10 protein-coding genes are annotated in these 12,643 nt (G+C 68.2%); 2 read left to right on the top strand and 8 right to left on the bottom strand.

Features of this window, described 5'->3' with window-relative positions:
* Positions 1-35 precede the first annotated feature (35 nt).
* Entirely contained in the window at positions 36-1,781 is a 1,746-nt protein-coding gene (locus AB1446_08990; protein MEW6547039.1) for an ABC-ATPase domain-containing protein, read from the bottom strand.
* A 14-nt stretch (positions 1,782-1,795) separates the two neighbouring features.
* The gene (locus tag AB1446_08985) at positions 1,796-2,269 is read right to left on the bottom strand and encodes a GNAT family protein (protein ID MEW6547038.1); all 474 of its coding nucleotides are present in this window, start codon (positions 2,267-2,269) and stop codon (positions 1,796-1,798) included.
* Positions 2,270-2,402: 133 nt separating this feature from the next.
* Here AB1446_08985 and AB1446_08980 point away from each other — a divergent pair, with 133 nt between their 5' ends.
* Positions 2,403-4,124, top strand: coding sequence for a DNA repair helicase XPB (locus AB1446_08980; protein ID MEW6547037.1), 1,722 nt, complete (start codon positions 2,403-2,405; stop codon positions 4,122-4,124).
* Positions 4,121-5,869 carry a helicase-associated domain-containing protein gene (locus AB1446_08975; GenBank protein MEW6547036.1) on the top strand — a complete coding sequence of 583 codons (1,749 nt, stop codon included), beginning with the start codon at positions 4,121-4,123 and terminating at the stop codon, positions 5,867-5,869. The genes AB1446_08980 and AB1446_08975 overlap by 4 nt, the downstream gene beginning before the upstream one ends.
* Here the strand turns inward: AB1446_08975 and AB1446_08970 are convergent.
* The 6 genes from AB1446_08970 to purF all read right to left on the bottom strand — a co-directional run bounded on the left by AB1446_08970 (position 5,866) and on the right by purF (position 12,625).
* Positions 5,866-6,405 (bottom strand): QueT transporter family protein, encoded by a 540-nt coding sequence (locus tag AB1446_08970; protein ID MEW6547035.1) that lies wholly within the window; start codon positions 6,403-6,405, stop codon positions 5,866-5,868. The two genes, AB1446_08975 and AB1446_08970, sit on opposite strands and share 4 nt — an antisense overlap.
* Positions 6,402-7,688 (bottom strand): phosphoribosylamine--glycine ligase, encoded by a 1,287-nt coding sequence (gene purD / locus AB1446_08965; protein MEW6547034.1) that lies wholly within the window; start codon positions 7,686-7,688, stop codon positions 6,402-6,404. Before purD ends, AB1446_08970 begins: the two co-directional genes overlap by 4 nt.
* Positions 7,689-7,708: 20 nt before the next feature.
* A complete protein-coding gene (gene purH / locus AB1446_08960; protein MEW6547033.1) occupies positions 7,709-9,394 on the bottom strand; it encodes a bifunctional phosphoribosylaminoimidazolecarboxamide formyltransferase/IMP cyclohydrolase in 1,686 nt (561 codons plus the stop codon).
* Positions 9,395-9,410: 16 nt separating this feature from the next.
* On the bottom strand, positions 9,411-10,058 hold the full coding sequence (purN, locus tag AB1446_08955; GenBank protein ID MEW6547032.1) for a phosphoribosylglycinamide formyltransferase: 648 nt from the start codon (positions 10,056-10,058) through the stop codon (positions 9,411-9,413).
* Positions 10,059-10,139: 81 nt separating this feature from the next.
* Positions 10,140-11,222, bottom strand: a complete 1,083-nt coding sequence (purM, locus tag AB1446_08950; protein ID MEW6547031.1) for a phosphoribosylformylglycinamidine cyclo-ligase — start codon at positions 11,220-11,222, stop codon at positions 10,140-10,142.
* Positions 11,223-11,224: 2 nt separating this feature from the next.
* On the bottom strand, positions 11,225-12,625 hold the full coding sequence (gene purF, locus AB1446_08945; GenBank protein ID MEW6547030.1) for an amidophosphoribosyltransferase: 1,401 nt from the start codon (positions 12,623-12,625) through the stop codon (positions 11,225-11,227).
* Between the last annotated feature and the right edge of the window lie 18 nt (positions 12,626-12,643).

Here is a 12,643-nt window from a genome sequence, read left to right as displayed (position 1 = left end):
CCCCATCGTTCGGTCAACCCCTGGTAGATTCTCCGCTACCCAAAACATTCCTGCCGCCCGGCCGCGGGTAGGCGGACACGCAGGGTGCGCAGGCGGTTGAGTGCGGCTGCCACCTCCAGGGGGCGCGCCCAGGCGTAGTCACCGGGAGGGGGGCCCGGCGGCGCCACCACGTCCAGTCCCTCCTTCTCGACCCGGGCAACCAGCATGTCGAGAGCCTCCCGCAAGGTGCGGCGGCCGTCCAGGCAGTTCCGCGCCATCCAGTACAGAGCGTCACCCGTGAAGCGCACCTGGCCCTCGTCCACGATTTGCTCAACGCAGTCCAGCACGATGTCCTCCCGCCCGAACCGGATGTGCTCGGTACCGCGAGCGGAGATCTTCACCCTGCCTCCCTTGGACGGGTCGAGGGAATCCCCCAGGGGAATCCGTGACACCGGGCGCGCCATGGGCGCCGGCTCTTCGGGCCGGCGGCGGGTGGGCATCGCGGCGGCGATCTCGCGGGCGCGGGCGGTTACATCATGCGGACGGTAAGCGTCCATCATGATGACGGTATCCGCCACGTCGAAATAGTCGCCCGATCCCCCCATGACCAGCACGCTGGAGACTCCCATATGTTCCCAGAGCGAACGCACCCGGTCCAGAAAGGGGATGATGGGCTCCTTCTCCCTGGATACCAGCATCTGCATGCGGGCGTCCCGGATCATGAAGTTGGTGGCGGACGTGTCCTCGTCCAGCAGGAGGACGTCGGCCCCCGCCTCCAGGGCTTCCACGATGTTGGCCGCCTGGGATGTGGAACCAGAGGCCGATTCGGTGGAAAAGCACCGCGTGTCCTGTCCGAAAGGCAGGTAGGAGATGAACGGGCTGATGTCCACCTTCTCGACGCGTCGGCCGTCCTCGGCCCTGATCTTCACCGCGCCGGGCACCGTCACCACCAGTTCCCGCCCGTCCCCCGGGATGTGCCCGTAGACACCCCGCTCCAGCGCCCGCAGCAGGGTGGATTTGCCGTGGTAGCCGCCGCCCACGATGACTGTCACCCCTCGGGGTATCCCCATCCCCCGCACGGGACCGCCGTTGGGGAGGAAGAACTCCACCTCCAGAGAGGGAGGCGACACGAAGGGGATCACCCGCCCCTCTCGCAGCGGGCGGTCGGACACCCCGCTTTCCCGGGGCAGGATGGCGCCGTTGGCCACAAAGGCCACCAATCCCCGGCGGGGCAGCTCCTCCCTTATGTACTCCTGATCCTCGGCCAGGTACGCCCAGCGACGGGCCTGGTCCCGGTCGATCCTCTCCCAGTACAGAGCGGACATCACCGCCCGCGGGAGTTCCCCGAGCAGCATGGCCTCCGCCTCCCGACCCAGGACGGTGCGCCCGGCCGCGGGCAGTCCCACCACCAGGCGGGCCTCTACCCGCTCGGCGTTGACGGAGATGGCCGACCGCCACAAAATTTCCTGCCCGTGGGGCATCACTGCCATCAGGCCGCTCGTACCCGTGCCCCGGTGGCCTCGCGCCTGGCGCCCAAGGGCAGCGGCCAGGGTCCGCAGGAGGAAGTCCTCCAGGCCCAGGCGCCGGAACCGGTCCTGGTAGAGATCGGCGGGAAAGCGAGCCAGGTCCTGGGGCACCACCACCCTCACCTCCGAGGGGGAGGCGAAGGGGTCGCCCTGCACCCTATCCACGTACAGGCGGAATCCCGGGAACTGATAGCTGCCCTTTATGTCCAGATAAGCCTTGTAGCCGCGGCCATCGATGCGCCGCAGAATGCTCCTCAGATCCTCACTGGTGACCACGTTGGCTGCTCACCTCACCATTTGTCACGGTCGGACTCACCCTGCACCGTCGCCGGGGCGACGGTGCGGTGAAATTCCTTATCTGTGATCTCCATTACCAGGCAGGGGAAGAAGAGATACGCCTTGCCGTAACCGGCCTGGCGGAATCCGCATTTCTCGTAGCAGCGGATGGCCCGCTCGTTGTCGGGCATCACCCGCAGCCACACCCGGCGCAGGCCCAGGGAGTCGAACAGGTACCCCAGCAGGGCCCGGATAGCCCGGGGTCCCAAACCCTGCCCGCGGTAATCGGGGTAGAGTTCGATACCAATCTCGGCGCTACCCCGGCGCCGGCTCAAGTTGCGGTAAGCCACCGTGCCCACCCGCTGACCCCCCGGCAGCAGGACCCGGAAGGCCACCTCGACCAGGGAGAACCCGGGCTCCCGCTCCAGGCAGACTCCATCACCCGGGATCGTGCAGGATGGTGCTACACGGGCAGAGAAAAGATACATATTCGGACCCACTCCCGGCCTAGGTGGCAGACCACCTGCTGGGCAAGCAACCCCTCCGTGGCGACAACGGCCGTGGATTGCCGGCATAGCCGCCGAGGCAAGTTTCGGCGGTGGCGCCGGGGCATACCGCGGGGTGGTGCCAGTGCGCGGACCTGCGGTCGTCCAGAGTGATCGTACCATATTGCTGGAAGTAGATCATCCCCTGTACGAGGATGCCCGCGACGCTCTGGCTCCTTTCGCCGATCTGGAAAAGAGCCCCGAGCACGTGCACACCTACCGCATCACACCCCTCTCCCTGTGGAATGCGGCAGCAGCCGGGCTCACCGCAGACGACATCCTGCGTGCGCTGGACAGTTACTCCCGTTACCCGGTCCCGGAAAACCTGCGCCGGGACATCGTTGACTACGTGGGCCGCTACGGGCGGCTGAAACTGTATCGGGACGGGGACCGGCTCGTCCTGCGCTCCCCAGACCCCGTACTCCTCACCCAGATCTGGAACCACCGCCAGGTGCGTGCCTGCCTGGACGAACAAGCCCCCGATGGCATCTACGTGACCGCGGGCAAACGCGGCTACCTCAAGCAGGCCCTGATCAAGGTCGGTTGGCCCGTGGAAGACCTGGCCGGCTACACGCCGGGCGCCCCTCTGGACATCTCCCTGCGCACCGAGACGCGGGCGGGCCGACCATTCCGGCTGCGACCCTACCAGCAGGAAGCGGCCGACCGCTTCTGGAAGGGCGGGGGCCCCGCGGGGGGAAGCGGCGTGATCGTCCTCCCCTGCGGGGCGGGCAAGACCATCGTGGGGCTGGCCATCCTGGCGCAGGCCCGCACCCGCACCCTCATCCTCTGCACCGGGGTAACCGCAGCCCGCCAGTGGCGGGACGAGTTGCTCGACAAGACCTCACTCCTGCCCGGCGACATCGGGGAGTACACGGGCGAGGAAAAGCAGATCCGCCCCGTCACGGTGTCCACCTACCAGGTGCTCACCTACCATCCCCGCAAGAGCGAGGATTTCCCCCACCTGAAGCTGTTCGACCGGGAGGACTGGGGCCTCATCGTATACGACGAGGTGCACCTGCTGCCGGCTCCCGTCTTCCGGGCGACGGCGGAAATCCAGGCCCGGAGGCGCCTGGGCCTCACCGCCACCCTGGTGCGCGAGGACGGCCGGGAGGACGACGTCTTCTCCCTGATCGGCCCCAAGCGGTACGACGTGGCCTGGAAGGCGCTGGAGAGGCAGGGCTGGATTGCAGAAGCCACCTGCCACGAGATCAGGGTGAATATGCCGGAGGACCTGCGCCTGCTCTACTCCGTCTCCGACGAGCGCTCCCGCTTCCGGCTGGCCTCAGAAAACCCGGCCAAGATCCCCCTGGTGCACCGTCTGGTGAGGGCTCACTCCCGGGATCAGGTGCTGGTCATCGGCCAGTTCCTGGAGCAGCTGGCCGATATCGCCGCATCCCTGGGAGCACCGCTCATCACGGGTACAACCCCCAACCGGGAGCGGGAGAAACTCTACCGGCGGTTCCGCAACGGGGAACTGCGGCTGCTGGTGGTATCCAAGGTGGCCAACTTCGCCCTCGACCTCCCCGAGGCCAGCGTGGCCATCCAGGTCTCCGGCACCTTCGGCTCCCGCCAGGAGGAAGCCCAGCGCCTGGGGCGCATCCTGCGGCCCAAGGCCTCCGGCATCCCCGCCACCTTCTACACGCTGGTCTCCCGGGAAACCAGGGAGCAGGATTTCGCCCAGAAGCGCCAACTGTTCCTCACCGAGCAGGGGTACCGCTACTCCATCCATTATGATCACGAATTGCTCGCCGGACAGGAACCGCTGCCGCCCCGGCGCACGACGGAGGCATCACCATGAACGCGGTGGTACGGGTGTGTGGGCTGGACACCTTCCTGCCCCCCGCCCCCACGCTGGCCGAATGCCTGGCCTCGGCGCCTCCCTGGTACCTGGCATCCCTCTGCACGCATAGCCGTGCAGCATCGCCACAGGAAACGGTAGCATCGCTCACGGAGCCGGGGCACCTGGAGGCGGTACTGGCGGGCCTCGATCCGGTCGAGAAAACCGCCTTCTGGCTGGTGGGGACATTCGACGCCGGCCGGGGCGTGCCCGTCGAACAGTGCTGGGCCACCCTGGCTGAAATGACCGGACAGCGTCACCGGCGATACCAGCCCATCCTGGATTCCCTGCGCCGCAAGGGCCTGGTGTTCGTCGGACATCACAACTACCGCTCCGTATACTTCATCCCGCGCGACCTGCGCCGGCTGGCAGAGGAAATCTTCTTCCGCCCCGTAATAGCCCATGCCGTCCTCCCCGAAGACGCGTACCGCCCCCTTCCCCACCAGCCCACCGCCCTCCGCGACATGCAGTTGTTCCTGGTGGCGGCGGCCAGAGGCGAAGTCAGCATCACTCAGCACGGGGACATCTACCGTCGCCAGCAAATCAGGCTGGCCCGCTTGCTGGGATGGCCCACCTGGGGGCCAGCCGACGTCCAGTTGCCACGGGAGGATTACCTGGCCGCCAGGCTGTCACTGCTGTGGGAGTATGCCCTCAGTCGTCACCTGGCGGAACGCCGCTCGAGCACCGTTACTCTCACTCCCGCCGTGGAGGATTGGCTGGACCTCTCCTGGGCGGAACGGTGGATCGATATGGTGGAAGCAACCCTCCGCCAGAGCATGAGCTGGTATCAGAACGTGTTCACGGCACTGCAGGTATTGCTGTGGGCACCCCCGGGCAAGTGGCTGCCCATGGGACAGGCGTTTCCCCGTCCGCGCTACAACCCCGCTTCCCCGAGCGCAAGCCAGTCTCTCAACCAGTGGCTCCACCGCCTGGCCTACCTGGGCTTGCTGGAACAGGCGGAAGATGGGGACCCGGCTTCACTCCCTCTCCGCCTCACGCCGCTGGGGCGGGCATGCCTGGAGGCAATCTACGGTCAACGGGAGGGCATGCCTGCCGAGCTTCTCCCCACCGACGAGAGGTCGTTCATCGTGGCGCCCAACTTCGAGGTGGTGGCACCGTTCAGCATCCACCCCCGTCTCCTCCTGGAGGTGGGGGCCCTCGCCGACCTGGTGCACGCCGACCAGGCCCTCATGTTTCGCATCAGCCGCAATTCAATATACCGGGCATTGAAGGCGGGCATGGACGGGGAGGCCATCCTGGGGGTACTCAGGCAGGGCAGCCCTCACCCTCTCCCCCAAAACGTGGAGGTCACCATCCGGGAATGGGTAGCCGCGTACGGGCAGGTGTGGCTGGCCCGCTTTCACCTCCTCCGCTGCGCGGACCCCGAGGTCGCCGCCCGGCTGAAGGCTTCTCCCCGACTGCAACCGTTTCTGGCGGGGGAACTCACTCCCCGGGACCTCATCCTGCGCGAGGGTGACCTGACTTTCCTGCCCCGCATCCTTGAGAAGGAGGGATACCTGCCCCGGGCCGAGGTGGAACTCGCCCCTCCCCTCGACGGTGCCTTCCCCGCCAGTCTACCCCACCCACAAGGACGCCACGCCGCCGTATCCCGGCGCGATACCGGCCTTCTCCGGCACGAGACCGATCCTCTGCCGGCCATCCGCATCATTCCGTCCGACTGGCTCGACCTGGCCGGCCGCCGCTAGCAGCGGGTTCTCCCGGTCGAGCCGAGGAGGGACTGCAGGCGAGGGCGGCGGCACAGGTACAGTAACAGGGGGTAACCCAGGCCGTAGCAGGCGACCAGCTCTCCCAGCCCCACCCAGGCCCAGCCCACGGGCAGGAACACCCGCAGCCCCAGCAGCTTTGGCACATAGGTGCCTACGACGAGAGCGTTCAGGACGACCGGGGGCAGGGGAGCCAGCCAGGGCGCCCTGACCCGGGAGGTCAACAATGCCGCCGCCAGGGTGGTCAGGCTGCCCAGGATCATGTCCACCGGGCCCAGGCCCCCCGCCACGTTGGCCACCAGGCAACCGATGAACAGCCCGGGTACCGCTGCGCGGGTCAGGTAGGGCAGCACGGTGAGCGCCTCCGCCACCCGCACCTGAATCATGCCGTAGCTTATGGCCCGCAAGGGGGGGAGCAAGGTCAGCACGGCATACACCGCCCCTATGAGCGCCACCCGCCCCCAGTAACCGACCGGATGCTGCGGTTGCTGCCCTGCGGGAGTCCCTGCAGATTTCACTGTGCATCACCACCCTCAGCCGCCGGGGACAGGGCGATGTCCCGGCGGTAGTGCATCCCCTCGAAGGAAATGCGGGCGCAGGCCCGGTAGGCTCGCTCGCGGGCTTCCGCCAGGCTGGGGGCCCATGCCGTCACCCCCAGCACCCTGCCCCCGGCGGTCACCAGCTTCCCCGCGGCGTCGCACGCCGTTCCGGCTTCGAACACCACCACGCCCGGCACCTCCTCGGCCCGCTCCAGCCCGGTGATAGGGAAACCGCGTCGGTAGGGCCCGGGATAACCGCCGGAGGCGATCACGACGCACACGGCATACCGGTTGTGCAGGGCCGGGCGTCGCCGGGGGAGCTCGCCACGGGCGGCCGCAGCCAGTAGTTGACCCAGATCCTCATCCAGGAGGGGCAGGATCACCTGCGCTTCCGGGTCTCCAAACCGGCAGTTGAATTCGAGCACAGCCGGACCGTCCCGGGTGAGCATGAGTCCCGCATACAGCACCCCGCGGTAGGGACGCCCCTCCCGGGCCATCCCCTGCACCGCGGGAGCAATGACCTTATCTGTCACCGCGTCCAGGAGCCCGGCGGGCAGGGGAACGGGGGCGTAGGCACCCATCCCGCCGGTGTTGGGACCGGTATCCCCGTCACAGACCCGTTTGTGGTCGCGGGCAGGGGGTAGCACCATGAAGTTTTCCCCGTCGCACAGGGCCAGGACGGACAGTTCCTCCCCCTCCAGACGGTCTTCCACGACCACCACCTGGCCGGCAGCCCCCAGGATCCGGCGCTCCATGAGGCCGGTCACCACCTCCAGGGCCTCCCCCGGGGTGGAGCAGACGAAAGCACCCTTACCCCCCGCCAGCCCGTCCGCCTTCACCACCACGGGCCCTCCCCGCGATTGTATGTAAGCACGGGCCCGGGCCGCATCGTCGAAGATCCGAAACGGGGCGGTGGGAATCCCGTGCCGGGCCATGAATTCCTTGGCGAAGGCCTTGCTACCCTCGATGCGCGCCCCCTCCCGGGAGGGACCGAATACCAGGAGGCCCGCCTGGGCGAAGACATCGCCGGCGCCCGCCACGAGCGGATCCTCCGGCCCGACCACGGTGAGGTCTACGCCCTGCCGCCGCGCGAAGTCGCACAGGGCGTCCAGGTCGGTGGCGGCGATATCCACGTTCCTCGCCAGGGCCCCCGTCCCGGCATTCCCCGGCGCGCAAAAGAGTTCCGTGACGGAGGAATCCTGGGCCAGTTTCCACACCAGGGCGTGCTCCCGGCCGCCCCCTCCCACTACCATGACCTTCATGCCGACCACCCCCGCGGCGGCTAATGGAGGAAATGGCGGACCCCGGTGAACATCATGGCCAGGCCGGCCCGGTCGCAGGCGGCGATGGACTCGCCATCGCGCAGGCTGCCGCCGGGCTGGACGATGGCGGTGATCCCGGCCCGCACCGCCTCTTCCACCACGTCGGGAAAGGGAAAGAAACCATCGGAAGCCATGACCGCCCCGCGGGCCCGCGGCCCGGCCCGCGATATAGCAAGCCGGGCGGCATCCACCCGGTTGGGCTGTCCCTGCCCTATCCCCACGGTCGCCTCGTCTTTGGCCAGCACGATGGCGTTGGAACGCACGTGCTTGGCCACCCTCCAGGCAAAAGCCAGGTCGGCCACTTCCCTGGAGGTGGGACGCCTTACCGTGACGGTGCGCCAGCCGGCGGGATCGTCCTGATCCCCCAGGCGGTCAGATTCCTGCACCAGCAGCCCACCGTCGATCTGGCGCAGGTGCCATCTCTCCAGAGGCGCGGGCACGGCAGGGGCAGGCGCGCAGGGTACCTGGAGGAGGCGCACGTTGTGGCGTCGACCCAGGTGCCACATGGCCTCTTCCGTGAAAGCAGGGGACACCACCACCTCCAGGAAGATGCGGGCCATTTCGCCGGCGGCAGCCTCGTCCACGGGGACATTCAGCGCCACGATCCCCCCGAATACAGAAACCGGGTCGCCTTCGCGGGCGCGGCGGAAAGCGGTGGCCGCATCCGGGCCAACAGCACAGGCACAGGGCACGGCGTGCTTAACCACCACCGCGACCGGTCGGGAATCACCGAACTCGCGGGCCAGGGCCCAGGCAGAACTGGCATCGGCCAGGTTGTTGTAGGAGAGTTCCTTGCCCTGGATCTGGCGGGCGGCGGCCAGGCCCACCACCGGGGCCCCCAGAGGACGGTAGAGAGCGGCCTTCTGATGGGGGTTTTCCCCGTACCTGAGGGTACGCACCAGTTCCCAGCCCAGGTGCAGTTGAGCGGGGAAGGCCTCCGTCCCGCCTGCCGCGCCGAACGCGACCCCGGCTGCAACGGCGGCCCCTGCCCCGCCCGCATTGCCAGCCGCGGCTCCGGCTACCGTGCCGGGGCCGGCTGTTTGCTCGCCGGCGGAAAGGTACTGGCTCACCAGGTAGTCGTAGGCCGTGGTGTGGCGGAAGGCTTCGCCAGCGAGGCGCCGGCGCAGCATCCCCTCCTCTTCCGGAGGGAGAGCCCCTGCCGCCTTGCGCCGGAGGGCATCCAGCACCACCCCGTACTGCTCGGGCCGGCAAACCGCCAGCACGTGGGGAAAGTTCTTTGCCGCCGCCCGCAGCAGGGCAGGGCCGCCGATGTCTATCATCTCCAGGGCGGCACCCAGATCGGCTCCGTCCTCAAGGGCCTGGTGGAAGGGGTAGAGGTTGACCGTCACCAGGTCGATGGGGTGCGCCCCCAGGTCGCGGAGCTGGGCCATGTCGGAGGCACGGTCCCGGCGGGCCAGGATGCCCGCGTGCACCAGGGGATGCAGCGTCTTCACCCTACCCTCCAGGAGGGCGCCAAAGCCCGTGAGTTCCTCCACCCGGGTCACCGGCACCCCCGACCCCGCCAGATGGTCGGCCGTCCCCCCGGAGGCCAGGATGGCGAACCCCAGATCCACCAGGCCGCGGGCAAAACCTGCCACCCCCGTCTTGTCCCACACGCTCACGATGGCCCATCGCTGCTCCCCCATCTTTACCCCCCCCTGCTCAGGCCGATCCCCCGCTCGCGGGAGGCAGGATCTTCACCCGCCGCCCCTCGATGCGGAGGCGTCCTTCCGCGTACAGGCGGATGGCCTCCACGTAGACGCGGTGCTCCTGCTCGAGGATGCGCGCGGCCAGGGTCTCAGGAGTATCATCCCCCAACACGGGCACCGCCGCCTGCAACACGATGGGGCCGGCATCAACCTCCGGCACCACGAAGTGTACCGTGCACCCCGCCACCTTCACCCCATACTCCCAAGCCTGCCGTTGCGCCTCCAGGCCGGGGAAAGCGGGAAGGAGTGACGGGTGGATGTTGAGCACCCTCCCCTCCCACTCCTCCAGAAAAGACCGTCCCAGCACCCGCATGTAGCCGGCCAGGCACACCAGCTCCACTCCGTGCTCCCGCAGATGGCGGCAGATCTCACCCTCGAAGTCACTTTTCTTCCTGCCCCGGGGGTCCACGAAGACCGCGGGCACGCCCGCCCGCCGCGCGCGTTCCAGGGCCTGGGCACCCGGGTTGTCGCTGACCACGACCGTCACGCGGGCAGGCAGCTCCCCGCGGGCACAGGCATCCAGGATGGCCTGCAGGTTGGTGCCCCGCCCCGAGGCCAGCACTCCCACCCTGAGCAAGCTGCCCTGCCATGCTCCCGTCACTGGTCCGGGTTCCGACCCCCGCGCTTCTGGCGACCGGGTTGATCCCAACGTACCCGGCAAACCGCCCGACCCCCCAGTGCCCTACTGCAACAGAACGCCTTCGCCCGGCTCCACGAACCCGATCCGGTACACCTGCTCCCCCGCCCGGGAAAGGATATCCGCCGCCCGGTCGGCGTGGGCGGGATCGACCACCAGCACGAACCCCAGCCCCATATTAAACACGCGCCACATCTCTTCCTCCGGGATAGGCCCTTCCCGCTGCAGCAGGTGGAAGATGGGTGGGACGGGCCAGGCTCCCCGCCGGATGACCACCCGGCATCCCCGCGGGATGACGCGGGGAACGTTCTCGACCAATCCCCCGCCGGTGACGTGAGCCATGGCGTGCACCGGCACCCGCTGCAACAGATCCAGCACCGGGCGCACGTAAATGCGGGTCGGTTCCAGCAGGACCTCCCCCAGGGTTTTGCCTTCCAGTTCAGGCACCGGTCGACTGAGGCGCTCCCGTATGTCCTCGTGGGTGCCCCTTCCGCGGGTGCCGGGGTGCACGTCCCGGGGGGAACTGCCGTGTGCGTCATGGAGCAGGACGCGGCGCACCAGGGAAAAACCGTTGGAATGCAGGCCGGAAGAGGCCAGCCCCAGCACCACGTCGCCGGGCCGAACGGCGGAACCATCGATGAGGCGAGACCGCTCTACCACCCCCACCGCAAATCCGGCCAGGTCGTACTCCCCGGGGGTGTAGAATCCTGGCATCTCAGCGGTCTCGCCACCCAGCAGGGCGCATCCCGCCCGCCGGCAGCCTTCCGCCACCCCCGCCACCACCTGCGCCACCTGCTCGGGATCCAGCTTCCCCACCGCCAGGTAATCCAAGAAGAACAAAGGCTCGGCACCGTGGGTCAGGATGTCGTTGACGTTCATGGCCACGCAGTCGATGCCCACCGTGTCGTGCCTGCCCAGGGCAAGCGCCACCTTGAGCTTGGTCCCCACCCCGTCCGCGCCCGCCACCAGGACCGGCTCCCGGTACCCCGCGGGCAGGGCGAAGAACCCGCCGAAGCCCCCTATGTCCCCCAGGACCTCCGGCCGAAAGGTGGCCCGCGCCAGCGGCCGGATGAGACGCACCGCCCGGTCGCCCGCCTCGATGTCCACCCCCGCGCTGCGGTAGTCCACCGCTACACCTCCCGAGGGAAGTACCCGCGCTCGAAGAGAAGCTTGTCCAACGGGACCAGCACGGGCACCAGGTACTCACCGGTGAAGCAAGCCAGACAGTACCGGTCGAGGGGTCTCCCCAAGGCCTCAGCCAATCCCTCCACCGGCAGGTAGGCCAGGGTGTCAGCACCCACCAGGCGGCGGATTCCCTCGACATCCTTGCCCGCCGCCACCAGTTCCCCGTGGGCGGAGGTATCGATGCCGTAGTAGCACGGGAATCGGTAGGGAGGCGAGGATATGCGCAGGTGCACCTCGCGGGCACCCGCCTCCCGCAGCAGCCCCACGATGTACCGGGAGGTAGTCCCCCGCACGATGGAGTCATCCACGAGAATGACACGCTTGCCGTCCACAACCCGCCTCAAGGGGTTGAGTTTCAGCCGCACCGCCAGGGCACGCCCCTCCTGGCGGGGTTCGATGAAGGTGCGCCCGATGTAACGGTTCTTGACCAGTCCCATCTCGTAAGGGATGCCGGCTTCCTCCGCATATCCGGTCGCGGCGGAAATGCTGGAGTCGGGCACACCGGTCACCAGGTCGGCCGGCACGGGCTGGACCCGGGCCAGGACCCGCCCCAGTTGCTTGCGCACGGCGTGTACGTTTAGCCCGTCCAGGTCAGAATCCGGACGGGCGAAGTAAATGTACTCGAACACGCACAGGCCCGGGCGACCCGCGGGCGTGGCGCGGTGGCTGGTCAGCCCCTGCCGCGTCACCACCACCATCTCTCCCGGCTCCACCTCGCGCACGAATTCCGCCCCCACGGCATCGAGGGCGCACGTCTCGGAAGCAAGGCACCACGACCCGTCCAGCTTACCCAGGCAGAGGGGACGAATCCCGTGGGAATCACGGGCCCCGATGAGGGCTTCCGGGGTCAGGAAGACCAGGGCGTACCCGCCCTTCACCTCCGCCAGGGACCCGGCCACCGCGTCTACCAGTTCCCTGGTGGGCCGCCTGGCGATGAGATGGGCGATCACTTCCGTATCGAGCGTGGTTTGAAATATGGACCCCTGGGCCTCCAGTTCATGCCTCAACTGGGCGGCGTTCACCAGGTTGCCGTTGTGGGCCAGCCCGAGCATCCCTCGCTGGTACCTCACCAGGAGCGGCTGGGCGTTAACCGGGTCGGAAGATCCAAAGGTGGAATAGCGCACGTGGCCGATGGCAGCCTCTCCCGCCATATCGCGCAGGACACCCTCGCTGAACACCTCGGAGACCAGACCCATCCCTTTGTGAAGACGCAGGTGACCGTCCCTGACGCTCGCCAGTCCCGCGCTTTCCTGCCCCCTGTGCTGCAGGGCAAACAGGGCTACATGCGTCAGCTCCACCGCGTGGGGATGCCCCCAGATCCCGAACACGCCGCATTCCTCCCGCAACAGACCACCTCCACGAAC

It is taken from the genome of Bacillota bacterium (assembly GCA_040757085.1).
Classification (GTDB): Bacteria; Bacillota; Sulfobacillia; order JACIYH01; family JACIYH01; genus JACIYH01.
The sequence above is the reverse complement of the archived record's forward strand: the minus strand, read 5'-3'. Positions and strand labels throughout refer to the sequence as shown.

What these genes read in the sequence shown, in the direction of transcription:
- purH (MEW6547033.1), bottom strand. Translation starts at nt 9,394, where the DNA reads ATGGGGGAGCAGCGATGGGCCATCGTGAGCGTGTGGGACAAGACGGGG.
- AB1446_08985 (MEW6547038.1), bottom strand. Translation starts at nt 2,269, where the DNA reads ATGTATCTTTTCTCTGCCCGTGTAGCACCATCCTGCACGATCCCGGGT.
- AB1446_08975 (MEW6547036.1), top strand. Translation starts at nt 4,121, where the DNA reads ATGAACGCGGTGGTACGGGTGTGTGGGCTGGACACCTTCCTGCCCCCC.
- purD (MEW6547034.1), bottom strand. Translation starts at nt 7,688, where the DNA reads ATGAAGGTCATGGTAGTGGGAGGGGGCGGCCGGGAGCACGCCCTGGTG.